We start from the raw sequence: 24,924 nt of genomic DNA, 5'->3' as shown, positions 1-24,924 counted from the left end.
GTTTCCGTTTTTTTATTACCAGATTTTTGTGGTCGAAAGATTGCCTTTTCCTTAATTGAATGATAATTATTATCATTAGCATATGATAATAATTACTATATAGCCGTAACCTGGCAAGGATGTGAGCTTGAGGGCAACAGCGCTACTTTAGACATTATTTAGGGAATGGGTATGAGAGTTAAGAAGTTCATCTGGTTAATAACCGTGGTTTCTACAGGGGTTAATAGTCCATTATCAGCAGCAGAATCTACTGACGACAACGGCGAAACGATGGTGGTTGAATCCACCGCCGAGCAAGTATTAAAGCAACAGCCGGGCGTTTCGATTATTACTCGTGACGATATTCAAAAGAATCCTCCCGTTAACGATCTTGCCGATATTATTCGTAAGATGCCTGGGGTTAATCTTACCGGCAATAGCGCCTCGGGGACGCGCGGAAATAACCGACAAATTGATATTCGTGGTATGGGGCCGGAAAATACCTTAGTGCTGATTGACGGCGTGCCGGTGACGTCGCGAAATTCGGTTCGCTATAGCTGGCGCGGAGAACGCGACACCCGTGGCGATACGAACTGGGTGCCGCCGGAGATGGTAGAACGTATTGAAGTGATCCGTGGGCCCGCCGCCGCGCGCTATGGCTCCGGTGCCGCAGGCGGGGTGGTGAATATCATCACCAAACGCCCCACTAATGACTGGCACGGTTCGCTGTCGCTCTATACCAACCAGCCGGAAAGCAGCAAAGAAGGTGACACCCGGCGGGGTAACTTTAGCCTTAGCGGCCCGTTGGCTGGAGATACGTTGACGATGCGCCTGTACGGTAATCTCAACAGAACCGATGCCGACAGCTGGGATATTAACTCCTCCGCCGGTACCAAAAATGCCGCCGGACGGGAGGGGGTCACCAATAAAGATATTAATAGCGTCTTCTCATGGAAAATGACCCCGCAGCAAATCCTTGATTTTGAAGCGGGATACAGTCGGCAGGGGAATATCTATGCCGGCGATACGCAAAACAGTACTTCAAACGCGGTTACCAAAAGTCTGGCGCAGTCCGGGCGGGAGACCAATCGCCTGTACCGGCAGAATTACGGTCTAACTCATAACGGCATCTGGGACTGGGGGCAAAGCCGCCTGGGGTTCTACTATGAAAAAACCGATAACACCCGCATGAATGAGGGGCTCTCCGGCGGCGGCGAGGGGCGTATTACCAACGACCAGACGTTCACCACTAACCGCCTGACCTCGTATCGCACCAGCGGCGAGGTGAATGTTCCGGTGATATGGCTATTTGAGCAAACGCTCACCGTCGGCGCGGAGTGGAACCGCGATGAGCTGAACGATCCTTCCTCTACCAGTCTGACGGTTAAGGATAGCAATATCGCCGGGATTTCCGGTTCGGCGGCTAACCGTAGCAGCAAAAATAAATCGGAAATCAGTGCGCTGTACGTTGAAGATAATATCGAACCCATGGCCGGTACCAATATTATTCCGGGTCTGCGTTTTGACTATTTAAGCGAATCCGGGAGTAATTTTAGTCCCAGTCTTAACCTTTCCCAGGAGTTAGGTGAATACGTCAAGGTGAAAGCCGGTATTGCCCGTGCCTTTAAGGCACCGAACTTGTATCAAACCAGTGAGGGATATTTACTCTATTCGAAAGGCAACGGTTGTCCAAAAGATATTACGTCAGGCGGCTGTTACCTGGTCGGTAATAAGAACCTCGATCCTGAAATTAGCATCAATAAAGAGATTGGGCTGGAATTTACCGTAGACGATTACCACGCAAGCGTCACGTATTTCCGTAACGATTATCAGAATAAGATTGTCGCAGGTGATAAAATTATTGGCAGAAGCGCATCTGGCGCTTATGTATTGCAATGGCAGAACGGCGGTAAAGCGCTGATTGAAGGTATTGAAGCCAGCATGGCTGTTCCGCTGATGCCGGACCGTCTGAACTGGAATACCAATGCGACTTATATGATCGCGTCTGAGCAAAAAGATACCGGCAATCCCTTATCGATAATCCCGAAATATACGGTGAATACCTTCCTCGACTGGACTATCACCAGCGCGCTCTCCGCTAACGTCAACTGGACGTTATACGGCAAGCAAAAACCGCGAACACATGCGGAGTCGCGTAGTGAAGAGACCAAAGGATTGTCCGGGAAAGCGCTGGGGGCTTACTCACTGGTCGGCGCTAACGTTAACTACGATATCAATAAGAACCTGCGTCTTAATGTCGGTATCAGCAATATCTTCGATAAACAGATCTATCGCTCCGCCGAAGGGGCAAATACCTATAACGAACCGGGGCGGGCTTATTATGCCGGTGTGACGGCCTCGTTTTGATGGATTATGCCCGCCGCTGGCGGGCATATTCTGGCGGCGGGTTAATGGCAGCGTGGTTTTTGGCTTGCCGGTTCGCGACTGATATCCAGCAATGCACTGCGAAAAGAGGCGTTAAACATGGGCCCGTGGCCCAGGCCCGGGTAATGCTGCAGGGCCGCGTTAACGCCGTTGTTCTCAAGCGTTCTCACGGTCTCCTGAACTTTTTGTAGGAGCTCGGCCATCTGGCGTTGCCTGCTATCCCCATTCGACGCTGAACCTTCCATTATGATGAGTTTTTTATGGCAGAACAGCGACGGCTTCACTGTCGTAAGGCGATTCAACAGGACAAAGTTATCCCTGCTGAGTGACGGGCTGGCGCTGTAATAGATATGAAAGAAGGATGACGACAGCCAGGAGTCTAAAACGAACAGGCCGCCATAAGAATGTCCCCATACCCCGCGCCGTTCGGGGTTGATGGTTATTCCTTGTTCCACCTGCGGCGCGATATGTCTCTCCAGTAGCTGGCGGAACGCTGGCCCGCCGCCGGTTTTACGATGAAAACGCGGGTTATTTTCACTGCCTTCGCGATCGATTCCCGGCGCCGGCGTATAGTCATAAGCTCTGCCGTTAAGATCAAACGGCAGGTTAGTCTGATAGCCAATCGCCACAATCACCGGCGGCGAGCGGTCTGCCAGTTGTTTGAGCAGCGCCTCCGGCAGCCTGTCCATCACTGCGTTGCCGTCCAGCATATATAAAACAGGATAACCCGACGGCGGGGCGGCTTTATTGGGAATAGCGGTCCATACCCGGTAATGTCTTGCGCCATCGGTAGATTGAAAGTCATTGACCCTAAGATGGTAATATCCCGAACCTTTATCAGCGATATTCGGCCCTAATGGCTGCATATCCGGCTGCGCATAACTCAGCGCGCTAAAACAAAAACTCACTAAAAATAGCGCCATGCGATAGCACTTGTTGTGGTACTGGCGACCATACATCGGATGTGATTCCTTTTTGGCAGGTGAAGTTTTATCGGGGCAGTAGACGTAATCCGTCAATCAGCGCGCCGCGCCACCAGGCATAATCGTGACCGCCGGTGTACACGCTGCAATGGCTTTCAACGCCGGCGGCGCGCAATTTTTCATGCAACTGTTTGACCTGCGGGACCGTCGAACCTTCCAGCGATCCCACGCACAGATGCGTACGTACGGCTGGCGAGGGCGCGGATAACACATGTTCGCTGACCCATGAGCGCTCTTCTGCGCTGAAATGGCCCGGGCGATTGCGGTTGTCCGGCGTCCACCACATTGAGGGGGAGTGGCTCAGTACCAGGCCGAAGCTCTCTGGCGCGTGGCGGGCCGCCATCAGCGCGGTCACGCCGCCGAGGCTTTGCCCAGCCAGCACCGTTTGTGTACGGTCCGCCCACTGTCGTTCCGGGTATTTGGCGCGAAGGGTTGGCAGCAGGCGTTCGGCAATGTCGAGCACCAGCTCGCGGCGACCGCCGAGGATTGCGACGCGTTCACCCGCGTTGATGTTATCAATGCCGAGTACGGCCACCGGCGCGATGCGTCCGCTGCGGATGGCGGCGTCAATGGCGGCGCTTACCCCAAGATGGTCGAACCAGATCTCGCCATCCGTGAGTACCAGTAAGCCCAGCGGTTGTACGACAGGAACGTCAGGAAGATACAGCCGCACACGGCGACGTTGTCCGGCGAGCCGATGTTCTGAGGTGAAAAGCTGCCCGGCGTAAGCGCGACAGCCTGACCACTCCTCCTGTGCCGGGGCATGATCCAACGCCAGAACGGACTCCTGCGCATTACTCCGAACATTTATTCCCGGCGTGCTGTTCAGCGGGTCCGCCTTCCCGACAAGGGAGGCGAAACGGCTTCCAAGCTGCAACACCGTCTCGTCCGGGGTTTTCGGTGGTATTTCGACCATCGTATAGGAACCGCAGTAGGACGCCGGTAAGCGAAGCGTCAGATGCCAGATATCCGTTGTGGGCAGTTGCGTCATCATACCTTTCGCCACGTTATCTTTATCGGTGACACGGTTCAGGCGAACATAAACCCCCCGCAGAGGAGAGGCGGCACGCCACAGGAAGGTGACTTCCCGTTCATCGTCTGCGCCGTTAATGGCTGTCACCAGCGGCAGCGCGAGCGAGTTTACTTCTCGCCAGAAGTGAGAAGCGTCAACCTGTCTTCCGGCGGCGAGTTGGCGGCGAAGGCGCGTAGCGGTCTGTATAGCGACAGGAGCGACGGGCGGGCTCAGTCTCATTCTTTGTATTCCATCTCGTTTATATTTCGGTCAGTATCAATAGCTAAAGCGGCTGTTACAGGAACAGCCGCTTGCGGGCTTTCTTTTGCGTAAATCGTGGCGATAAAAACTATCCTATGACCTCTCCTTGCGTATCGCGTGTCTGGCCGATGCTGTCCCGCCACAGACGAGCATACAGGCCATGAGCCGCTATCAACTGCTCATGGCTGCCATATTCAGCGATACATCCTTTATCGATTACGACAATAACATCGCAGCGGCGAGCGGTGGTCAGTCGGTGCGCGACGATAAGCGCGATGCGTTTCTCGGTATGCGTCACTCCGGTAAGCGAGGTTATTAAGCGCTCCTCGGCGCTGCGGTCGATACGTGCTGTCGCCTCGTCGAGCAGCAGAATGTGCGCCTGGGCCAGTTGGGCGCGGGCGAGGGCAATCAACTGACGCTGGCCCGCGGACAGATCCGTGCCGCCGTTATTGACCGGAGTACGAAACCCCAGCGGCAGATGTTGCACAGTTTCAAAGAGTCCCGCCTGTCGCGCCGCGATCTCCACCTCCGTGTCGCTGCTGTTTGGCCGCGAATAGCGGATATTTTCGGCAATATCGCCGCTAAATAATGCGACATCCTGAGTGACCAGCCCCGTCTGGCGACGATAATCACTAAGCGACGCGGCATCAATTAGGCGCTCACCGACACGGATTTGCCCGCTGCCGGGAGAGTAGAGCCCGGCCAGCAGCTTGATCAGCGTCGATTTGCCGGCGCCGCTACGTCCGACCACCGCGACTACCGTTCCTGGCGGAATGGTGAGCGAGAGATTATCAAGCACAGGTTGCGTTTTTTCGGGATAGCGGAATGTCAATGCCTCCAGACGTAGCGCGCCGCCAGTGCCAGGCGTTATGGAGGACGGTTCAATATTCTCCGTTTCCTCAGTCGCCAATAGCGCATTGATATGTTTGCCGCTGGCGGTCGCCTGCTGCCAGGAATCAACAATGCCTGACAACTGCTGTACCGGGCCATAAAATTGTCCCAGTAGCAGGAAGAACGCCGCCAGTATCCCGGGCGTCATTTCGCCTCCGGCGACCCGGGTCGCCCCGATTAAAAGCACGGCGGCATAGGCGGCCTCGGTGCAGAGGGTCAGGAACGGAAAATAGACAGCAAGGTATTTTTGCGCCCGCACGCGGGTGGCGCGGAAGTTGTCTGATAACGCCCGTAGCCTGGCGGCTTCCTGCTTCTGTTGGCCGTGTGACTGCACTACCCGCATACCGGAGACCTTTTCCTGAAGCGTACTGTTCACCTTACCAATTTCCAGCCGAGCCTGGGCGTAAGCAGGCGAGCTCAAACGGCGGTAAATCCACGTCGCCAGCACCACTACAGGCACGGCGCTTAATGCCGTTAATGCAAGAATGGGGTCAAGCCAGAACATTGCCGCGGCGATAGCGACCATCGTCACGATGCTGGTGGCCGCGCTGGCAAGACCGTTTTGCAGAAATCGGGCGAGTGAATCAACGTCGACGGTCATGCGAGTAAGACGCGAGTCGATGTGCTTCTCGTGCCAGGGAAGACTCAGGCGTAGCAGGTGGCTGAAGCTGCGTAAGCGTACCGTATGCTGTACCGACTCTGCCGCGCGGGCGGCGAAGATCGTTTGCAGCGCATAGCAGCACCAACCAATCGCCACCAGACACAGCGCGAGCAGAGCGCATATGCCAATAGTCGACATATCCCCTGCGGCAACGCCTGAGTCAATACCGCGCTGCAAAAGCACCAGCACGCCAACGCCTGCGGCGGAATCAAGCGCGATAAGCAGGGCGGCGATGACGAACATCCAGGCTACTGGCGTCAGCAGCGATGAGACTTGACGCCCGTGGCCTGCCAGCGCCATCTGTACGGCGCGTTCCGGAACGCGCGTCATTCGGTCGACAAAACCTTTTCCAGCGGGTGTCTGGCGCTCATGCGCGTCGTCGGATTTTACCGCCTGCGTTGTTGGCCATAGCTCACGTTGTTCCGCCGGGGCGAGGGCGAGAAAATCCCCCTCGCCGCTCATCAGCGAGCGAAACGTCGGACACCTTGCATCCAGCTCCGCCTGGGTACCGATATCCACGACGCGGCCTTTATCCAGTACGACGATCCGATCGGCTAACTGCAGTGTTGAACGGCGGCGTGCAATCACCAGCAGCATATGCTCATTATCGGCATAACGACCAAGAGCCGTATTAATTTCCGCTTCAGTACCGGCATCGACCGCCGAGGTGGTGTCATCGAGAATCAGCAGTTCCGGCGCGGTAATCAGTGCCCGGGCTAGCGCAATACGCTGGCGTTGGCCGCCGGAGAGGTTGCTTCCGCGTTCGGTCAGTCGGGTGTTGAACCCCTGCGGTAGCGCATTGATGAACCCGCTGGCGCCTGCGGCATCGGCGGCGCGTCGAATGTCGTCCTGAGTCGCTTGCGGGTGCCCATAGGCGATGTTTTCCGCCACCGTACCGGCAAACAGAAACGCGTCTTCAAAAACTAAGCCAACGCGACGACGAAGCGCCGTCAGTTTCAGGTCGCGAATATTCTGTTGGCCCGCAGTGGTGTTGAGCCACACCCCGCCGGAGGTAGGATCGTAAAAGCGCGCCAGCAACATCAGCAATGTTGATTTTCCGGAGCCGGAGGCGCCAACCACTGCCACGGTTTCACCGGCGTGAATGGAAAACGAGATCTCATTGAGGATACGGTTACCGTTGTCGTAGTGGAAACTCATCTTCTCCACGTCCAGCCCGATAATCTGACCTTCAACCGACTCAGTACCGTCTTCCATGCGAGAACGCGTGTCGATAAGCGCGAAGACGCGCTCTACCGACGCCTGTGTGCGCTGTGCGATAACCAAAAACGATGCCAGTACGCGGGTAGGGCCGGTCAGCATAGCGAGAAAACTCGCGAACGCAACGAAGGTTCCCAGATCGATGCGCCCATTCATTACCGACCAGCCGCCATAGCACAGCAGGACGATCTGCCCTATCACCGGTAGCGCCAGCATGGTTGCGCCCGGCATCGCCTGCGAGATAGCGGCGCCGATGCGTACCCGCACCATCTGCCGCGACTGACCATCGAGCCAACGCGTTTCGCGCAACTCCGCCACGCAGGACTTCACCACTGAGATCTGTTCCAATACTTCGCGCATATGCTCCGTCATGTGCGCCAGCCGGTCTGAGGCAAGCCCCGTTTGCGCGAAAACACGGCGACGGGCGCGCAGGGCGGTAATAGCAAGGGCGGCCAGTACGCAAATCACGATAAGCGTCATGGATGGCGACATCCATAGCATCACCGCGATACCGGCCACATAGTAAGTGAGCACCGCCAGCGGCACCGGACACATCTGTAGCAAGGTGTGTACCTGTTGAAGATCGCTGTTGGTACGCGAAATGACCTGCCCGGTACGCAAGGCGTCCTGGCCTGCGCCGTCCAGTTTCTGAATACTGTCGAACGCACGGCTACGTAACGTATGCTGAACCCACAGCGAGAGTTCCCCGGCATAGCCGCGGCGCACGTAATTCCCGATAAAATCAAAAAGGGCAATTAACAGCAGGCCGCAGGCAAGTAACGGCAGGTGGGTCGTATCGCCTGCTATCGCGTCATTGACGGCCTGACGCGTTATTAGCGGCGTCAGCGCAGCCAGTAAAATGGTCGATACTGATGCTACGATGACAATGATGCTCAGTGTTTTACGTTCCCAACACACGCGGGCAAGGCGAGCTATCCAGGCACGAGCGGGCATGGGGGAATGAGTCGCGGGCATTAAGCCTCCTTATCGGTGAAAGATGAGTTATGGCGACACAGTCTGGGCTCAGCCGCCATATTGTCATTGCGCTGCCGCGGTTAGCCGTGTTGCAGCATGGCGATCAGTTTTTTTGCCACCTCGGTCGGGCAAGGCTGGGCCGCCATTTCCGCCGCGACCTCCTGCGACGCCTCGCGAAGCGCGCGATTACCGAGGAAGGTATTGATTATGCTGCTCGTAAGCCCGCTCTTACCGGGAATAATGCCGCATCCGCGCTCGACCACGGCGCGGGCATTGACGGGTCTGTCGGCACCCTGGCCAAAGACTATCTGCGGAATGCCGGCATGCAGCGCCGTCAGGGTGTTGCCTGCGCCGCCATGGTGGATAAAACCGTCGGCGCCGTTAAGGAAAACGCCCATCGGAAGCCAGTCGACCAGACGGACATTCGGCGGCAGTGAACGTAAATCCGAGCGGGCGTTTGCCGGAAGATGTAGGATGATTTCGGCATCTACTTCGCCGGCAGAATCCATTACCCAGGAAATCAGATCCAGGCCATCCACCATCGGTTTGACGGTGCCGAGGCTGACCAGAAGACGCTTGCGATCAGGTGTACGTTCCCACCATTCTTCCCAGACGGCGCCGCCGTTATACGGGACGTATTGCATGGAGATAACCGGCTCTCCGTCATTTTGCAGTATGCTCATGCTGGGCGGTGTGACGTCTATCCACGCCAGATCTCTTGGTGGCGCGCTGACCCCATGGCGGCGGTAGGCGTTAGAAAGTGATTTCGTCACGCCTTTGATGTGCCAGGGCGTATGACCGAAGCCGACGGTTTGCATCACTACCGGAATGTCATACTTAGCGGCAATCAGTGGTCCAACGACTCCAAGGGGAGGGTAGACGATGAGATCTGGTCGCCACTGCCCGGCGAACGCGACCAGCGGGTCAGTCATCTCTTCGCTGAAGAATGAGAAGTTCCCCATTTTTGTTCCAATGTTATTTTCTTTTCGCAATGCCTCCTGACGGCGATAACCCGCTTCCGAATCGAAACCAGGCGCAGCATCAAATACCACCAACCCAGCTTCGGCTGCTTTCTGTGCAAATTTTCCACCGCTTGCAATCAGCACTTCATGGCCATTAACACGAAACGCTTGCGCCAGGGACAGCACAGGGTATAGCAGTCCATACAGTGGTGGACCGACAAACAGAATACGCATGAGAAATCCTCTCTCTCCACGTCATAAATCGAACAAGCCGTTAATGAGAATGATAATAATTACCAATATCATTTGTAAAATGCAATAACAAATACGACACTTGAGCATGTGATGATTTTTTGCGTAAAAATCGGGAAAGAGGAGAGCGTTAAGCGGTGAAGTTTGGTTTCAGGCTTATTTACGCGCGTATGGTCGCACAGGCAAAGTGCCAGGATTGGGGGAACTGGATTCGCATACCAGACGCCCGTGGATTATTAATGATAACTTCGTAAATAACCTTTCAGACAATGAGGTAAACGTACCGACAACAAGGTAACGGGAAACGTAGGGAGTAGTATTGATAACACGTTGCGGGGCAATTTAATGGTGTCCGGCGGCAGATCGTGTTCTGTGCAGACTTTCCGGCGTTAAATCCCGTATCACCTGCGAGCCTGGACTATCTCTGTGGTATCAACTCTGTAGGAATTTTGTCCCCTTCGTCTTCATTAGCCAATGAAACCGGCTTTAACGTCACCGTTCGAATGTTGCGAACGAACAGCTCCTTATGCGGAATATCGTCACCGCTCTGCGATTTTTATAGCGCATCAGCCACACGATTTATTGGTTCTTGAAAACCAAGGTTTTTGATAACCAATGTTATGCCAGGCTTACCTGTGTCATCCAGGTTATCGACACTTGAGGCATAAACTTTACTATTTTTTCTGTCCGTAATTGCTTACATCTAACATTTTGATTAAAAAGCCTTTCCAGGTGAATACTGTGTCTGGTAGTGTTTTGAGCGATGTCGTCTATAGCTGGATGTAACATAGGCCTTATCGTGAGCGCGTTACACTATATATGTTAATACGTTGAATTTTTTCTCTTTTTAATTAGATGCTGTCTTTTTTGTATACCCTTTCGGTTTATTTATGCCACACGCCTGTATTACAAAAATGTTATATCCATCCTGTTGTAATTTTTATTTTAATTCATTCGTTTTTTTATGCGGCTTGCCGGAAAATATCTGTATAAGGTAGATACGCCAATACCAAAAATAATAGCTAGTTGCTGCCGAGGATGGCCTTTCTCTAATAGCCGACTAATCTGTTCCTGTTCATGTTTGTTGATCGCCCGAGGGCGCCCTCCCAGTCGTCCTTGCGCTCTGGCGGCAGCCAGTCCGGCAAGGGTTCGCTCGACAATTAATTCTCGCTCCATCTCGGCCAGTGCTGACATTACATGAAAAAAGAATCGCCCCATCGCGCTACTGGTATCAATACTATCGGTTAAAGAATGGAAGTGAGCTCCACGTTCATGTAATTCTGATATTAACGCCACCAGGTTTTTCACGCTGCGGCCCAGTCTGTCTAATTTCCAGACGACAAGAGTATCGCCTTTATTTACATACTTTAACGCCCGTTTCAGGCCGGGGCGGTTTGCAATCTTGCCACTGATACGGTCCTCAAAAATGCGGTCACAATTTGCACAAGTAAGCGCATTACGCTGTAAATCGATATTTTGGTCAATTGTTGACACCCGAATATACCCAATAGTAGCCATGATTTTCTCCTTTACATCAGATAAGGAAGAATTTTAGTCGCTTTTCTCATGGAGGATTGCTTTATCAAAAACCTTCCAAAAGGAAAATTTTATGGCACAAGTAATCAACACTAACAGTCTGTCGCTGCTGACCCAGAATAACCTGAACAAATCCCAGTCCGCACTGGGCACCGCTATCGAGCGTCTGTCTTCCGGTCTGCGTATCAACAGCGCGAAAGACGATGCGGCAGGTCAGGCGATTGCTAACCGTTTTACCGCGAACATCAAAGGTCTGACTCAGGCTTCCCGTAACGCTAACGACGGTATTTCTATTGCGCAGACCACTGAAGGCGCGCTGAACGAAATCAACAACAACCTGCAGCGTGTGCGTGAACTGGCGGTTCAGTCTGCTAACAGCACCAACTCCCAGTCTGACCTCGACTCCATCCAGGCTGAAATCACCCAGCGCCTGAACGAAATCGACCGTGTATCCGGCCAGACTCAGTTCAACGGCGTGAAAGTCCTGGCGCAGGACAACACCCTGACCATCCAGGTTGGTGCCAACGACGGTGAAACTATCGATATCGATCTGAAGCAGATCAACTCTCAGACCCTGGGTCTGGATTCACTGAACGTGCAGAAAGCGTATGATGTGAAAGATACAGCAGTAACAACGACAGCTTATGCCGATAATGGTACTACACTGGATGTATCGGGTCTTACTGATGCAGCTATTAAAACGGCTACGGGTGGTACGACTGGTACGGCTTCTGTAACCGGTGGTGCGGTTAAATTTGACGCAGATAATAACAAGTACTTTGTTACTATTGGTGGCTTTACTGGTGCTGATGCCGCCAAAAATGGCGATTATGAAGTTAACGTTGCTACTGACGGTACAGTAACCCTTGCGGCTGGCGCAACTAAAACCACAATGCCTGCTGGTGTGACAACTAAAACAGAAGTACAGGAGTTAACAACTACACCGGTAGTTGCTTCAGCAGATGCTAAGAATGCCTTAATCGCTGGCGGCGTTGACACTGCCGATGCTAATGCCGCGACATTGGTCAAAATGTCTTATACCGATAAAAATGGTAAGACAATTGAAGGCGGTTATGCGCTTAAAGCTGGCGATAAGTATTACGCCGCAGATTACGATGAAGCGACAGGAGCAATTAAAGCTAAAACCACAAGTTATACTGCTGCTGACGGCACTACCAAAACAGCGGCTAACCAACTGGGTGGCGTAGATGGTAAAACCGAAGTCGTTACTATCGACGGTAAAACCTACAATGCCAGCAAAGCCGCTGGTCATGATTTCAAAGCACAACCAGAGCTGGCTGAAGCAGCCGCTAAAACCACCGAAAACCCGCTGCAGAAAATTGATGCAGCGTTGGCGCAGGTGGATGCGCTGCGCTCTGACCTGGGTGCGGTACAGAACCGTTTCAACTCCGCTATCACCAACCTGGGCAATACCGTAAACAACCTGTCTGAAGCGCGTAGCCGTATCGAAGATTCCGACTATGCGACCGAAGTCTCCAACATGTCTCGCGCGCAGATTCTGCAGCAGGCCGGTACTTCCGTTCTGGCGCAGGCTAACCAGGTCCCGCAGAACGTGCTGTCTCTGTTACGTTAATTTATTTCGTTTTATTCAGCCCCGTGAATCCGGGGCTTTTTCATTCAGCATAGATGAATATATCTTTATGGAATGTATAGCTGTAAATGATATTTCCTACGGGCGAGAGGCTGAAATATGGCCGCGGGATTATTCTATGCTTGCTCGTCGAGTTCAATTTCTACGTTTTAATGATATCCCTGTTCGATTGGTGAGTAATCATGCCCGGATAATCACAGGCTACATTGCGAAGTTTAATCCGAGGGAAAATTTGATTCTGGCTTCGGATAAACCTAAAGGAAATAATCGCATTGAAGTTAAATTAGAGTCTCTGGCAATTCTTGAAGAATTATCAGGTAATGACGCTTTTAATCTTTCGTTGGTGCCGGCTGACGAATTTAATCTTCAGCAATATACTCCATCAAGAAGAGATTATTTCTCGATTTGCAATAAGTGCTATAAACAGGGAGTCGGTATCAAAATCTATATGAAGTATGGACAGGTTTTGACTGGTAAAACGACAGGTGTAAATGCGTGTCAGGTTGGTGTGAGGAAATCCAATGGCAATCATATGCAAGTTATGTTTGACTGGGTGAGCAGGATCACGTCTTCGGACTACGCTGAATAACGCCTACGGTAATAAAAAATTCCGTGAGAAAATATTGCTCCTGGAGGAACAGAGACCATTCGACAGCGCATAGATAGTTTCGCCGCTGCTCGTGCCACTACGGCCAGGACGCTTAAAGCACCTGACAGAAAAGAATTGATCATTAAGCTTCGCAAAGAAGGTCTGCTGAATCTTCGTAAATCTATGGATACCGTAGCCCAACATCCTGGCGTCTCACGGGCAACTGCTTATCTTTATGCTCGACAGTCTGACTGCGAGCTTTGCCCCAGCCAGGCAGGACTCTCAGTGAGTGTTCTATTTTCTTTGACTCTCGTATTCCAATTCTTTCGGGAGTTATTGGTGAGACTTTTGGCGTTTTGCCCTGTCACCCATTGCGCAGCCGCTTTACCCACCGCGTCATTTGACTCCAGTGTCCGTAAGGTTCTCTGCAATCCTCACCAGGCGGCAATGGACGTAAAAAAGCCCGCAGAGCTTGTACTATACGGGCTTAGTAGACTTTACTGAACTTCAGTACATCAATATTTGGTGGGCTGGCGGAGTCTGAATAATTCACGTAATCATCTGTTATTAGGTGACTTTAACCAATTCAACTTTCATTGGTATACCTAAGCGTATACCAATGGCAATTTGTTGCAGCGCTTCCTGCGGTTAAGTGAACCTGTTTTTGGATAGATCACATCAAGAAAAAAACTTTTTTTTAGAAAAACTGTTCACACTATTCACTAGGTATTTTTATTTTTAATATTCAGTGGCTTAATCGGTGAATGGTCGGTGAACAGTGAACACTTTACTGTTCACTTTTGCCGTTTTGCAGGTAAAAAAAGACCGGCGATGCCGGTCAGGGAAGGTTATTTCGCTATGGGGTCATCGCATTTTGGTAGCCAGTCGGCGTTGCTTTCCTCTCTGAGTGTGAGATTGGTCTGTATGCCCTGATTTTTACGGCGCTTTTCATAACTCAGCCCGTACTCTTTCAGCATGGCTGGCAGTCCTTTACCGAACATGGTAAGGCTGAGTGTATTCCTGTAGCCGTGGGCTTCCATGTACGCCAGATAGGCATGATACAAATACAGACGCGGCTGACGCGGGATGATGTTAGCATTGCCAATATACATACCGTCAGGATCCGGCAGTGCCTCCAGATAGCCACAAAAATCAAATGCCGGGTCGGCGTCGCGCTTGATGCTGAGCGCCTCGTCGGAATTCTGCTGTGACTGGAGCAGGGTGCGGGCGGTCATCGGGTCGCTGAACTTCTGCATTAGCTGGCGCACAATCACGGCCAGCTCGCGGGCGATTTTATCCCTGAGCTGCGGGTCGCGTTCCTCCGGGGCAATCTGTTCCGGGAAATGCAGGATCACCCGGCGCCGTGAGACGCCGCCGCTGCGGTCAGTAAAGCGCATCGGGTTATTGTTCACGGCCAGAATCACCGCCGGAATATGGGTGGAGTATGCATCCTTGTATTTCGGGTCTACCGAGACCGCATCCCCGCCGGTGATGGCCTTGAGTCCTGCCCCGTCACCGCTCCATTTTTCCTGGTCAGGCAGACGAATCAGCGAGAAGCCAATCAGCGCAGCACGTTCACGTGGTGATTCCAGCGTTTCGATGGTAGCCGACGTGGCGTTATCTTCCCCGGCAAGCATGGTCGCAATTTCGGCCAGAATACTTTTTCCGCTCCCGCCGGGGCCGGTGACTTCGAGAAAGAGCTGCCAGTCGTAACGGTTCGCCAGAACCATAAACAGCGCGGCCAGAATCACATCGCGTTTTTCCGGTTTGCCACCGGCAGCGCGGTCAAGCCAGCGCCAGAAATGAGGGGCGTGGGTTTCCAGCGTTTCGCCCTCCACCGGCGGGGTGAAATCAACATCACATAGCGTGCGCAGCCAGTGTGATTTATGGTGCGGGCTGAATGTGCCGGTGGCGGTATCGAGTACGCCGTTGCGAAAGCCAATCAGACGGCGCGCAGGGGCGTCCTGCTGCGGAATAATCAGTTTCAGGGTCTCCACCACTGAGGCAATTTTCCCCGACGAGAACGGGGCGCGCAGACGCTGAAACAACCCGGCCACGTCGCGGGCAAAATCCGACGGGGGAATGATTTTCCATATTCCTGCCTCATATCGGGACAGGAGCTGGCCGTTCGCATCCACGGCCAGCGCTTCGCCGTAATGTTCATGCACCCGCATTGCCTTTTCACTGGTGCTCATGGCGGTAAATTCCGCTTCGCTCATGGTAGTGAAAGGGCTGTCAGCCGGAGGCCGGATGGCGTCATAAATGGCTTTCCGCGTGGCCTCTTCACCTTTCTGCATAAACGCATCATTCCAGTCACCGAACACCGGCGGCAGGGCGACAATGCCCTCGCAGGCGTCTGCGGCCGCAGCGGCTTTACTCTGGCCGTTGCCGTTAAGGTCACGGTCGGCGGCGAGGACAATCTGACAGGCCGGGTGTTTCTGACGGGCAAGGCTCGCCAGAGAAAGTAGGTTCACGGAGGACAGCGCCACCATGACGGTTTCCCCGGTCAGGTGATGTACGGTGAGCGCGGTCGCATAGCCCTCCGCAACCCACAGGCGTTTTCCCGCCTGTTTTTTCCCTTCGATGGTGTGACACGCTCCTTTTACCGCCCCGCCTTTCAGGGTGCGTTTGAGACCGTCAGAATTAATAAGCTGAACGTTAACCAGCGCCCCGGCATTGTCATACAGCGGGACAACCATATCACCGGCGCGGAACGTCACGCCGCCGGTTTTGTGTATGGCCGTCAACATGACACACTCATGACCGGGGAATCCCTTGCGGGTGAGGTAGGCGTTGCCGCTGGCCGGTCGGGTTTTCTCCATGAGCTTTACGGCCAGCGCGGCCGCCGCTTTGCGGTCAGCCTCCGTTTCTGCTTCTGCGGCCGCAATCACTTCCAGGGCAACCGGCGGCAGGTTGCCGGTCACGGCATCCACCTTTCCGGCGGCCTCGGAGGCCGACACGCCAAATACCTTCTCAACCAGCTTAAGCCCGTCACCCGCGCCGCACTGGTTGCAGAACCACGTCCCGCGTCCCTCTTTATCGTCAAAGCGGAAACGGTCAGAGCCGCCGCACACCGGACAGGCCTGATGGCGGTTTTTAATCACCTTCACACCCAGCGCCGGGAGAATACGCGACCAGTGGCCGCAGGCCTGTTTTACCGTTTCCGTTACGTTCATTTTCATGTTTATTTTCTCCCTCAGTGCAGTACCGGTGCGGTGATATGATGGGCGCAAAGCTCATCCATCACGGTCAGCCCGAGAAAGGACAGCGACGGTGCGGCCTTAAGTGGCCCGGCTTCTATTAAATCTTCCAGCAGTGCACAGGCAATCTGGCGGCCTTTTTCCTCTCCGTGCTGGCGCAGGTAGAAGCCCTCCAGCTCGGCGGCAATGGCGCTTTCCAGCGCGTCGAGGGTGAGGTGCGGATAGCGGTGCTGGCGTTCGCACAGGGTCAGCCAGGCACAGGCCACGGCGCGACGATACAGCGCGGCGCGTAATACGGGCGGTAATGGATTTTTCATACGTTGCCCTCCCCGGTCAGCCAGCGCTGATTGCAGCGCTCTACCACGCCGTCAAGCTGGGCGGTCATGAGGTAAATCACCGAGGTGAGCTGTGACTGCTGCACCGGGTCGCGACGAACGGTGGCGCAGTCCTGCACCTGCATCAGCTCATTGACGAGCTGGCCGACGTTGCGCATATGCTCCAGACATTCGAGGTCACGGGCGGTAATGGTGGTGTGTCTCATGCGCGCACCTCCGCAACCGGCAGACGACCAGCGAACGAGAGGACGTAATCGCGAACGAGGGAAAGACGTGCGGCCTGTTCATCACCGGCAACGGTGCGAAGCATACAGATACGGGGTTTACGGTCTGCGCGACGAACAGCGGCAAACACAAAGACAAACTGCGGGTATGACGGGGTGAGGATCGTAGCCATAAGGGCAACCTCCGTTAGATAGCAGGTTATGCTACCACCGGAGTTTCCACGCTCAGTGGTGGTAGCCCAGACGGGGGTGGAAATACCGGCTCTAACGGATACCGGCCCGACCGAAGTCGGCCCCGCCTGAGCCACCATTACTCGATAGCTGCAAAGGTCATGAAACCATTGCGCAAGTAACAGGTGCACGAGAGCATAGACACAAAAAAAGACGCATGGCGCGTCAGGTGTCGCCGTTAGATTACTCGGGTTTCCACGCCCGGCTGCCGATTTTGCGACAGCGGGAAAACTATACCTGGAAACGATAAAAAGAAGCAAGCCAGAAAAAGGGGCTGTTTGCTGAATGGTCATCATCATGCGTCATAACCCCGGTTGCGTTCGGCAATGCGGTCAGTCATCCATGCGGTGATTTCAGACTGCGCCCACGCCACGTTTTTACCACCGAGGGAGATTTGTTTCGGGAAGGCTTCCCGGCTGATGAGGTCGTAAATGGTCGAGCGGGACAGGCCGCATAAATGCATCACTTCGGGCAGACGGATAAAGCGCTCGTGAACGGTATCAGAAACCTGCATCAACGGCGCGGCAGGGGCGGAAGACGGGGAAGAAAAAGCGGTGTGCATCGGGCTACCTCACAAAGTCCATACAGTGCCGGTCGTGTCCGTCCGGCTTCGGGTAGCTCCTTATTATGTCTATATTTTTCCTCAGGTCATGTGAGATTTTCGTGGAAACAAACATTGACTTTTCGCTATGGCAAACAAAGGCAAACGCTGGCAAACAGATGCAAATCACTGCATTACAATGCAGCAATTTCTATTTCCTTTAGTTATATATTTTCGATTTTTAATCAAAATAAAGTCTAAATGGTATCGGCAGATAAAAACAGAAGGGTGAACAGTAGTGAACAGTCGGTGAACAGTTACACCCTCAACTGTTCACCCTTTATCTGACTGTATTACTTATCTTTTTCTTTTCAGTGAACAGTAGTGAATAGTTATAAGTAAAAAAACAAACAGTGAGTAAGGTTTTCCTGAGACCTTTCTCTGGCCAGCCGGGTTTTGAGTGCTGTTTGTGCCATTTTTGCCACAACGGCAATGAATCGTGTTGTTGTGTCCGGCGCGGCAGAATCTCCTCAGATTGAAACGAAGAGGAGACCCGACATGACTCATACCGCTGTTATTCCCGACTACCTTAAACCTGCAATGGAACGCCTTGAGACTGCCCGCTCGGCGCATCTCGCCAATGCCAGCCGTATGGATGAAACCACGACGGCCATCAGCCAGGTGCAAACGCAAAAAAATGAACTGGAGCAGGAAAACGGCAATGATTCCGGCGCATGGCGCGCCGCCTTTCGTGCCGGTGGTGCTGTCATTACCGACGAGCTTAAACAACGCCATCTGGCGCGCGTGGCACGGCGGGAACTGGCGCAGGAATGTGACAGCATGAACGAGGTACTGTCTTTTGAGCTGGACAGGCTCAAAGGAGCCTGTGACCGCACGGCCAGAGCATACCGTCAGGCACATCACGGCGTCCTCAGTCAGTATGCAGAGCATGAACTTGATGCTGCCCTGCGTGAAAGCTGCGGTGCCCTCATCAGAGCAATGAAACTCAACATACTGGTTCTGAATAATCCGCTTGCTAATACGACCGGGCATCAGGGATATATCGAACCGGAAAAAGTTGTAATGCAGCAGGTGAAAGCGTGGCTTGAACAGGCCGTGAAGGGCTGCAATATCCGTCTGACCGATGAACCGGTGCTGTTTAAAACAGGGCTGTCGGCCTCCACGATGCCGCATATGGAGCATGACGTTGCGGCCACGCCCGTTCAGCGGAAATTCTGGCAGGAAAAAATGCGGGAACGTGAAGCCGACCTGAAAGCACGGGGGCTACTGTCATGATGCGCTGCCCTTTCTGCCGCACGGCGGCTCACGTCCGCACCAGCCGCTATATGTCTGAGAGCGTCAAAGAAAGTTACCTGCAGTGTCAGAATGTGCACTGCTCGGCGACATTCAAAACGCATGAGTCCATCTTTGAAGTGATACGTTCGCCGGTCGTCGATGAGAAACCCGCGCCGGTACCAACAGCCCCTGCACCCCGTCGGGTAAAAGGCTGCTACAGCTCGCCGTTCCGCCATTAATCAGGAGAGACAACCCGTGACCACCCTGACATTACAACAGGCTTTTGAAGCCTGCCAGACGAACAAAACCGCGTGGCTGAACCGTAAAACCGAACTGGCCGCCGCAGAGCGGGAATATCAGGAATTATTGCTGGATGACAATGCATCAGGTTCCCGCAGATTACAGTCGCTGCGCGACCTGATTGACGTAAAAAAGTGGGAAGTTAATCAGGCCGCCGGTCGCTACATCTTCTCGCATGAGGAGGTGCAGCGCATCAGCATCCGTAACCGGCTGCATGATTTTATGCAGCAGAACGGCGCAGAGCTGACCGCCGCACTGGCACCGGAGCTGATGGGGATTAAAAACCAGCCCGCGATGATAAAAAACCGCGCGCTTGACCGTTCAGCCTCTTACCTGAGAGAAGCTCTTTCCGTCTGGCTGACCGCTGGAAATGACATTAATTATTCTGCACAGGATAAAGATATTTTAACGGCCATCGGATACAGGCCTGACGCGCCTTCGCGGGATGATAATCGTGAAAAATTCACCCCTGCACAGAACATGATTTACACCCGTCGACGCGCCGGACTGGTCGCGCAGTAGCCTGTCAAAAAATCCTCGTAAATCCCGCTATTTTTAACGAAATAAGCCATGCATCCATAAGGTGCATGGTTTTGCATGCGTTTTCTCGCTCCGGCATGCCAGACCAGCGCCAGTCGTGGCGCGGCCTGAGACCATCTTTGCACCTGCATTAAAAGCGACCCATTAAGCGGGCAGGCGGGGCGGGGAGAGCATTGCGCGCTATCAACAATGTGCATTTAAATTCGCAGACTTAGTGGATCACCCAACGGCACTCGATTGAGTGCGATATTTGTTTGGAAGGGATTAGTGCAATGTAATGCGTATCTGAAGGGCGCAGGAGCAGTGGGTCGTGAATATATAATTGATTATGATAATAGTTGCTACGGTGTTCAATAAGTATTTTTTTTTTGGTTTATGTTGTTGATATTAATGAATAATGTTTTGTTTTTGTGATTTTTAAAACAACTTTAATATGACCACCTTGTGATCTTTTTCCTAATGTAATACAAATGAGAGGGTTCCCATTGTCAGATGTTTAAAGTAAGGAGTGCTGTATGAAGTTTTCTGAATCTTTTAATATGGAATTTCAGCAATCAAATTTAGATTTTATCGATATCCCATTGGATACTGACTTACAATTTTTTATAGATCCGACATCTATTCGAGCCTTAAAAACAAATTGGGGAGGTAGTCTTGAAAAATTAATTCAAGATTATTTCGCAGACGTTCTTGCTAGTATAAAGAACGGAGATCTTAAAAGAGCTGGAATATTATTGTCTTCTTTGAAAGAATCAAATTCATTTCATCTCGGATATTCTTCTAAAAAATCCTCTGGTAAAGCCTTAGGGGTAAAAACGGCAGAGTTAATTCTGGATTCATTGAAAAAAAGTAAGGCAGCTCAATCAGGATTACTTCATGATCTTGAGGATACAGCATTAACTATTGACGGGATTGCATCTGACAGGATATCTGATTCTGTATGTAATATACTTAAGCTTCCGTTTATAGAATATACACAAAAGATTTGTGAGTTTTATAATGTAGATACGTCAGATGTTTCTGGTATTCGTTTGTGGGATCCGAATAGTGGGCGCTGGGTGAAAAGAACATTCAAGCTTCCTATTTACAATGGTGAAGAAGTTATACTTATTCCAAAAGTACTGGCGAGAGAAAAGATAGCGTATTCACACTCTAAATTTTATCGGAGATATATAATCCCAGAAATTAGAGCTGAACATATTAAAGCAGGCTCTGCACTTGTAACTCTTTTAAAAGGGAAGCAAACAGTAACCGCTAAAAAGATTATCGAAGAATTTGGGCAGTCTAAGGGATTCATTGAGGAACAGATAGTAAAATATCCTGACGCAATAAAGCAATACAAAGAAGAGCTATTGCTTTCACCACCGCCGCCGCTTCCCCATAAAAGCTTTGATGATTCAACAGGGGCTGTAACTAGTCCACTATCATCAGATATTGAGAATCTCAAGCTTTCAATAAAAGAAAATGATGAGCAATTATATGTTGACAGCCTTAAAAAAATATTTCTGACTATATTTTATCCATCTCTTTTTTATCCGTGCTTGATAAGTGGGAATATGAATGATTATAGATTTACAATGTTGAATGAATCTCGTGCGGGATTCTTTTTTGATTTCTCAGTTTTTGAGATTCCTGCTGAGAAAATTTTAGTTAACATTGTAATGTCAAGTTCTCATATTAATGAAAATTATCTAGAAAGCCTAACTCAAGAAATGGATGTTATTAAAACATCAGTTTGTTTGTTGGCCTGCTGTGAAGCAACAAACGAACTGCAAAAAGAAAAAATAAAGGCGTTGGCAAAAAGCAAAGGTAAGTATATCTTTATTATAAATAGTGTGGCTATTAATGGTATTCTAGACGAGTATTATAAAATCGGCGAGCAGCATTTCAGCATGTTACGTGATAAATTTAAAGAGCTTAATTAAGTATAAGGATGGTGGTGATTTATCACCACCACGTTTTTACCTAAATGAAACTCTAATTAATTCCCCCCACCAGTTCATTAATTCAATTCTTTTTAGAAGATATGTTGAACGGTTATATGCTCGCCGAACCTCATTTTTGTCTGAATGTGCTAAAGCTGCTTCTATAACATCAGGGTTAAATCCGGCTTCATTGAGTGCAGTACTTGCGATGGAGCGTAACCCGTGAGCAACTAATTTCCCACCATAACCAATCCGTTTAAGTGCAGCATTAGCTGTCTGACTATTCATTGGTTGCTTAGGGTCATTTCTACTGGGAAAAACATGTTCACGGTGAGCACTGATTGGTTTCATCACTTCCAGAATATCTAATGCCTGAGGAGATAGAGGTACGATGTGTTCACGCTTTGCCTTCATCCGTTCGGCCGGGATCGTCCAAAGTTTGGCATCGAGATCGATCTCTACCCATCGAGCGCCAGAAGCCTCAGAGGGGCGCACGAGAGTCAGGAGTTGCCATTCAATTAGGCAGCGAGTCGAAACAGAGAGATTCGACATTATCAAAGAACGCATGAGTTTCGGTAACTCTTCTGGTCGTAGTGTTGGCATGTTTTGCTTTTTGGGTTTCTCAAATGCCATACCAATACCTGATGCAGGGTTGGTATCAATCAGACCAGTGTTTACGGCATAAATCATTATCTCGTTAATGCGCTGTACCAATCGACGTACAGTTTCTAGCGCCCCACGAGCTTTTATTGGTTCAAGGGCTTCAACCAGTGTTCGGGCTTTGATTTGCTGGACAGGGGTCTCCCCGATAGCTGGAAATACGTCTTTTTCCAGTGAACGCCAAATGTCATTTGCGTAATCAGAGGTAACGCTTTTGCTTTTAAGCTGGAACCAGTTGGTCGCAACAGTCGAAAAAATACTGTCTAGTGCTATCTGTTGTTGTTCTTCAACAACTTCGGCCTGAACTTGGGGGTCGATGCCATTAGCTAACAAGGCAAGGTAATCCGCTCGTAAGCCACGTGCATCTGCAAGTGATAGGGCGGGGAAAGCGCCGAGACCTATCATTGTTCGCTGTTTTGTAGCCGGACGTTGATAGCGAAAACGCCAAAGCTTCTTACCACTTGTTTTTACTATCAGGAAAAGCCCGTCGCCGTCATGCAGCGTCAGATCCTTCTCTAAAGCTTTAGTTCGAAGAACTTCGGTGTTGGTCAGGGGGCGTGTTGTCCGTGCCACTGTGGCCGCTCCTTCATGAATTGGTATACGCTTTTAGGTATACATCCTACCGTATACCTAAACGTATACCAATAATCACCGGATTTAGCCGGATGTTCTCGGACAACGACAGACACAAAAAAGCCCGCAGGGCTTGTGCCGTGCGGGCTTTCTGTACTTCACCGGACGTGTCCGGATCATGATTTGGTGGAGCTGGCGGGAGTTGAACCCGCGTCCGAAATTCCTACATCCTCGGTACTACATGCTTAGTCAGTCTTTACATTCGCCTGGCACCTGCGGACGGACACGCCACTACCAGACTAGCCTGATTCGTTTTAACGCTTCAACCCCAGGCAGGGCATCCACGCGATCTCTTTTGGGTTTGACCTCTCTTGATCCCCGTCCTAAGAGCGGAGGCTAGGGAGAGAGGGCTCTAAGCAGGTTATTAAGCTGCTAAAGCGTAGTTTTCGTCGTTTGCGACTATTTTTTTGCGGCTTTTTACGAGGCCAACCGCCCCTCGGCATGCACCTTGGGTTTCGCAAATCCCGTCGAATCCAGAATCAGCCCCAATGTGTAAGGTAAGTATAACAGACTTGTGACATGCGTGACCAGCCCCCGTATCTTCTTATCTTCAACGATTTACCGCTCGCGCAGCGCTTCTTTCGCGCGATTAAACGGTTTGATTAAATAGTCGACAATGGTTTTTTCACCGGTTTTGATATCTACCGTGGCGATCATGCCTGGAACAATCGAAAAACGGCGTCCTGATTTATTTTGTAGATAGTCCTGGTGGGTGCGGATAAATACGCGATAGTAGAAAATTTCCGGTTTCACTTTATCCTGAATGGTATCCGGTGAAATGGTCTCCACCACGCCGTCAAGCCCGCCGTAAATGGCGTAATCGTAAGCAGTAATTTTAACCAATGCGCGTTGGCCGGGATGAATAAAGGCGATATCACGCGGCGAAAGGCGGGTTTCAATCAGCAGACGATCGTCTACCGGCACTATCTCCATCATCTCGCCGTTAGGCGGGATCACGCCGCCAATCGTCGTGACCTGGATATTTTTAACAATGCCGCGTACCGGCGAACGCACGGTAAGGCGGGTGACGGAATCCTCGCGTCCTTTTAAAATGGCGGAGAGCATATCGACCTCAGCGTTCGCTTTCGATAACGCTTCGCGTGCCTGCACATAATATTGTGAGCGCAGATCGGTAATTTTTAAGCCTAAATCGCTTTTTTGTCGTTGCAGGCGTAGCACTTCAACATGACTGGCCGCGCCGCTTTTCTCCAGCCGCTGGGTAATGGTCAGCTCTTTATTAACCGACGCCAGCGCATCCCGTAGCTCGGCTTCGGTATCGGCCAGTTGCGCGCGGCGGCTTTTATAGAGACGCGTCTCTGCGGCAATCAGGTCCGGCCAGCCGTTCAGCTCAGCGGGGAAGGCGAGAGGTAAGTCGTTGACTTCCGCGGTTAACCGTGCGCTGGAGGCGAGTGAAGCGCGATATTTTGCCGCACTTTCACCCACATTGGACGCCAGACGCGTCGGATCAAGCCGGGCGACAATCTGGTTAGCCTGAACTCTGTCGCCTTCCCGCACCGTCAACTGCGCCAGAATGCCGCCATCCAGCGACTGCAGAACCTGTTCGCGTGAACTGGGGATCACTTTCCCGTTGCCGGTGGAAACCTCATCCAGTCGGCCAAACCACGCCCAGATGCCGAAAATGAGAAATAACAGTGAGCAGATCAGAACAATACGACCCGCGCCGGAAAACGCCCGTTCACGCTGAATATCGGGATCGTCCATC

General features: G+C 51.8%; 19 protein-coding genes, 1 other RNA gene and 1 pseudogene. 8 read left to right on the top strand and 13 right to left on the bottom strand.

Annotation, left to right across the window (positions count from 1 at the left end):
- The first annotated feature begins 171 nt into the window (after window positions 1–171).
- On the top strand, window positions 172–2,346 hold the full coding sequence (locus J4650_RS06255; protein ID WP_001747679.1) for a TonB-dependent siderophore receptor: 2,175 nt from the start codon (window positions 172–174) through the stop codon (window positions 2,344–2,346).
- 41 nt (window positions 2,347–2,387) lie between these two features.
- Here J4650_RS06255 and J4650_RS06250 read toward each other — a convergent pair whose 3' ends face one another.
- The 5 genes from J4650_RS06250 to hin form a co-directional block, all read right to left on the bottom strand.
- Window positions 2,388–3,323, bottom strand: coding sequence for an alpha/beta hydrolase (locus J4650_RS06250; protein ID WP_023993717.1), 936 nt, complete (start codon window positions 3,321–3,323; stop codon window positions 2,388–2,390).
- A 31-nt stretch (window positions 3,324–3,354) separates the two neighbouring features.
- Window positions 3,355–4,599: an esterase family protein gene (locus tag J4650_RS06245; protein WP_023993718.1), complete on the bottom strand. Its 1,245-nt coding sequence runs from the start codon at window positions 4,597–4,599 to the stop codon at window positions 3,355–3,357.
- Between the two features lie 109 nt (window positions 4,600–4,708).
- Window positions 4,709–8,365, bottom strand: coding sequence for a salmochelin/enterobactin export ABC transporter IroC (iroC, locus tag J4650_RS06240; RefSeq protein ID WP_023993719.1), 3,657 nt, complete (start codon window positions 8,363–8,365; stop codon window positions 4,709–4,711).
- 80 nt (window positions 8,366–8,445) lie between these two features.
- On the bottom strand, window positions 8,446–9,561 hold the full coding sequence (iroB, locus tag J4650_RS06235) for a salmochelin biosynthesis C-glycosyltransferase IroB (protein ID WP_023993720.1): 1,116 nt from the start codon (window positions 9,559–9,561) through the stop codon (window positions 8,446–8,448).
- Window positions 9,562–10,524: 963 nt separating this feature from the next.
- On the bottom strand, window positions 10,525–11,097 hold the full coding sequence (hin, locus tag J4650_RS06230; RefSeq protein WP_000190907.1) for a flagellar phase variation DNA invertase Hin: 573 nt from the start codon (window positions 11,095–11,097) through the stop codon (window positions 10,525–10,527).
- A 91-nt stretch (window positions 11,098–11,188) separates the two neighbouring features.
- Between hin and J4650_RS06225 the strand changes: the two genes are divergently transcribed.
- From J4650_RS06225 to J4650_RS06215, 3 genes and pseudogenes are all read left to right on the top strand, one after another.
- Entirely contained in the window at window positions 11,189–12,709 is a 1,521-nt protein-coding gene (locus J4650_RS06225) for a FliC/FljB family flagellin (RefSeq protein WP_023993980.1), read from the top strand.
- Window positions 12,710–12,776: 67 nt separating this feature from the next.
- On the top strand, window positions 12,777–13,316 hold the full coding sequence (gene fljA, locus J4650_RS06220; RefSeq protein WP_023994244.1) for a phase 1 flagellin gene repressor FljA: 540 nt from the start codon (window positions 12,777–12,779) through the stop codon (window positions 13,314–13,316).
- A gap of 27 nt (window positions 13,317–13,343) precedes the next feature.
- Window positions 13,344–13,565: pseudogene (locus J4650_RS06215) on the top strand (helix-turn-helix domain-containing protein); the annotation flags it as partial.
- Between the two features lie 599 nt (window positions 13,566–14,164).
- Here J4650_RS06215 and J4650_RS06210 read toward each other — a convergent pair.
- From J4650_RS06210 to J4650_RS06190, 5 genes are read right to left on the bottom strand one after another with little or no spacing between them, the layout of a single operon-like run.
- The gene (locus tag J4650_RS06210) at window positions 14,165–16,498 is read right to left on the bottom strand and encodes a primase-helicase zinc-binding domain-containing protein (protein ID WP_023993982.1); all 2,334 of its coding nucleotides are present in this window, start codon (window positions 16,496–16,498) and stop codon (window positions 14,165–14,167) included.
- A gap of 14 nt (window positions 16,499–16,512) precedes the next feature.
- The gene (locus tag J4650_RS06205; RefSeq protein WP_023993983.1) at window positions 16,513–16,833 is read right to left on the bottom strand and encodes a DUF5375 domain-containing protein; all 321 of its coding nucleotides are present in this window, start codon (window positions 16,831–16,833) and stop codon (window positions 16,513–16,515) included.
- Window positions 16,830–17,057, bottom strand: coding sequence for a hypothetical protein (locus tag J4650_RS06200; protein ID WP_001216603.1), 228 nt, complete (start codon window positions 17,055–17,057; stop codon window positions 16,830–16,832). Before J4650_RS06200 ends, J4650_RS06205 begins: the two co-directional genes overlap by 4 nt.
- Complete coding sequence (locus tag J4650_RS06195) at window positions 17,054–17,605, bottom strand: host cell division inhibitor Icd-like protein (protein ID WP_015701354.1); 552 nt, start codon at window positions 17,603–17,605, stop codon at window positions 17,054–17,056. Before J4650_RS06195 ends, J4650_RS06200 begins: the two co-directional genes overlap by 4 nt.
- On the bottom strand, window positions 17,602–17,868 hold the full coding sequence (locus J4650_RS06190; RefSeq protein WP_000556594.1) for an AlpA family transcriptional regulator: 267 nt from the start codon (window positions 17,866–17,868) through the stop codon (window positions 17,602–17,604). Before J4650_RS06190 ends, J4650_RS06195 begins: the two co-directional genes overlap by 4 nt.
- 537 nt (window positions 17,869–18,405) lie before the next feature.
- On the opposite strand from J4650_RS06190, the gene J4650_RS06185 reads away from it, so the two are divergent.
- From J4650_RS06185 to J4650_RS06170, 4 genes are all read left to right on the top strand, one after another.
- Window positions 18,406–19,143 (top strand): hypothetical protein, encoded by a 738-nt coding sequence (locus J4650_RS06185; RefSeq protein ID WP_000149860.1) that lies wholly within the window; start codon window positions 18,406–18,408, stop codon window positions 19,141–19,143.
- Window positions 19,140–19,382, top strand: a complete 243-nt coding sequence (locus J4650_RS06180) for an ogr/Delta-like zinc finger family protein (protein ID WP_000984209.1) — start codon at window positions 19,140–19,142, stop codon at window positions 19,380–19,382. The genes J4650_RS06185 and J4650_RS06180 overlap by 4 nt, the downstream gene beginning before the upstream one ends.
- Before the next feature lie 16 nt (window positions 19,383–19,398).
- Window positions 19,399–19,965 carry a phage polarity suppression protein gene (locus tag J4650_RS06175; RefSeq protein WP_023993984.1) on the top strand — a complete coding sequence of 189 codons (567 nt, stop codon included), beginning with the start codon at window positions 19,399–19,401 and terminating at the stop codon, window positions 19,963–19,965.
- A gap of 533 nt (window positions 19,966–20,498) precedes the next feature.
- Window positions 20,499–21,908 carry a hypothetical protein gene (locus tag J4650_RS06170; RefSeq protein WP_001604631.1) on the top strand — a complete coding sequence of 470 codons (1,410 nt, stop codon included), beginning with the start codon at window positions 20,499–20,501 and terminating at the stop codon, window positions 21,906–21,908.
- Window positions 21,909–21,944: 36 nt separating this feature from the next.
- Here the strand turns inward: J4650_RS06170 and J4650_RS06165 are convergent, their stop codons facing one another.
- The 3 genes from J4650_RS06165 to J4650_RS06155 form a co-directional block, all read right to left on the bottom strand.
- Window positions 21,945–23,141 carry an integrase domain-containing protein gene (locus tag J4650_RS06165; RefSeq protein ID WP_001604633.1) on the bottom strand — a complete coding sequence of 399 codons (1,197 nt, stop codon included), beginning with the start codon at window positions 23,139–23,141 and terminating at the stop codon, window positions 21,945–21,947.
- Window positions 23,142–23,325: 184 nt separating this feature from the next.
- Window positions 23,326–23,688, bottom strand: a transfer-messenger RNA (tmRNA) gene (ssrA, locus tag J4650_RS06160).
- 71 nt (window positions 23,689–23,759) lie between these two features.
- Window positions 23,760–24,923 carry an HlyD family type I secretion periplasmic adaptor subunit gene (locus J4650_RS06155; RefSeq protein WP_072095627.1) on the bottom strand — a complete coding sequence of 388 codons (1,164 nt, stop codon included), beginning with the start codon at window positions 24,921–24,923 and terminating at the stop codon, window positions 23,760–23,762.
- Between the last annotated feature and the right edge of the window lies 1 nt (window position 24,924).

This window comes from Salmonella sp. 32120201201600049SM (genome assembly GCF_017572835.1).
Lineage (GTDB): Bacteria > Pseudomonadota > Gammaproteobacteria > Enterobacterales > Enterobacteriaceae > Salmonella > Salmonella enterica.
This window is presented reverse-complemented; position numbering and strand designations above follow the sequence as displayed.

Coding starts and splice junctions, on each gene's coding strand:
- J4650_RS06255 (WP_001747679.1), top strand. CDS start 172: ATGAGAGTTAAGAAGTTCATCTGGTTAATAACCGTGGTTTCTACAGGG.
- J4650_RS06250 (WP_023993717.1), bottom strand. CDS start 3,323: ATGTATGGTCGCCAGTACCACAACAAGTGCTATCGCATGGCGCTATTT.
- J4650_RS06245 (WP_023993718.1), bottom strand. CDS start 4,599: ATGAGACTGAGCCCGCCCGTCGCTCCTGTCGCTATACAGACCGCTACG.
- iroC (WP_023993719.1), bottom strand. CDS start 8,365: ATGCCCGCGACTCATTCCCCCATGCCCGCTCGTGCCTGGATAGCTCGC.
- iroB (WP_023993720.1), bottom strand. CDS start 9,561: ATGCGTATTCTGTTTGTCGGTCCACCACTGTATGGACTGCTATACCCT.
- hin (WP_000190907.1), bottom strand. CDS start 11,097: ATGGCTACTATTGGGTATATTCGGGTGTCAACAATTGACCAAAATATC.
- J4650_RS06225 (WP_023993980.1), top strand. CDS start 11,189: ATGGCACAAGTAATCAACACTAACAGTCTGTCGCTGCTGACCCAGAAT.
- fljA (WP_023994244.1), top strand. CDS start 12,777: ATGGAATGTATAGCTGTAAATGATATTTCCTACGGGCGAGAGGCTGAA.
- J4650_RS06210 (WP_023993982.1), bottom strand. CDS start 16,498: ATGAAAATGAACGTAACGGAAACGGTAAAACAGGCCTGCGGCCACTGG.
- J4650_RS06205 (WP_023993983.1), bottom strand. CDS start 16,833: ATGAAAAATCCATTACCGCCCGTATTACGCGCCGCGCTGTATCGTCGC.
- J4650_RS06200 (WP_001216603.1), bottom strand. CDS start 17,057: ATGAGACACACCACCATTACCGCCCGTGACCTCGAATGTCTGGAGCAT.
- J4650_RS06195 (WP_015701354.1), bottom strand. CDS start 17,605: ATGATGATGACCATTCAGCAAACAGCCCCTTTTTCTGGCTTGCTTCTT.
- J4650_RS06190 (WP_000556594.1), bottom strand. CDS start 17,868: ATGCACACCGCTTTTTCTTCCCCGTCTTCCGCCCCTGCCGCGCCGTTG.
- J4650_RS06185 (WP_000149860.1), top strand. CDS start 18,406: ATGACTCATACCGCTGTTATTCCCGACTACCTTAAACCTGCAATGGAA.
- J4650_RS06180 (WP_000984209.1), top strand. CDS start 19,140: ATGATGCGCTGCCCTTTCTGCCGCACGGCGGCTCACGTCCGCACCAGC.
- J4650_RS06170 (WP_001604631.1), top strand. CDS start 20,499: ATGAAGTTTTCTGAATCTTTTAATATGGAATTTCAGCAATCAAATTTA.
- J4650_RS06155 (WP_072095627.1), bottom strand. CDS start 24,923: ATGGACGATCCCGATATTCAGCGTGAACGGGCGTTTTCCGGCGCGGGT.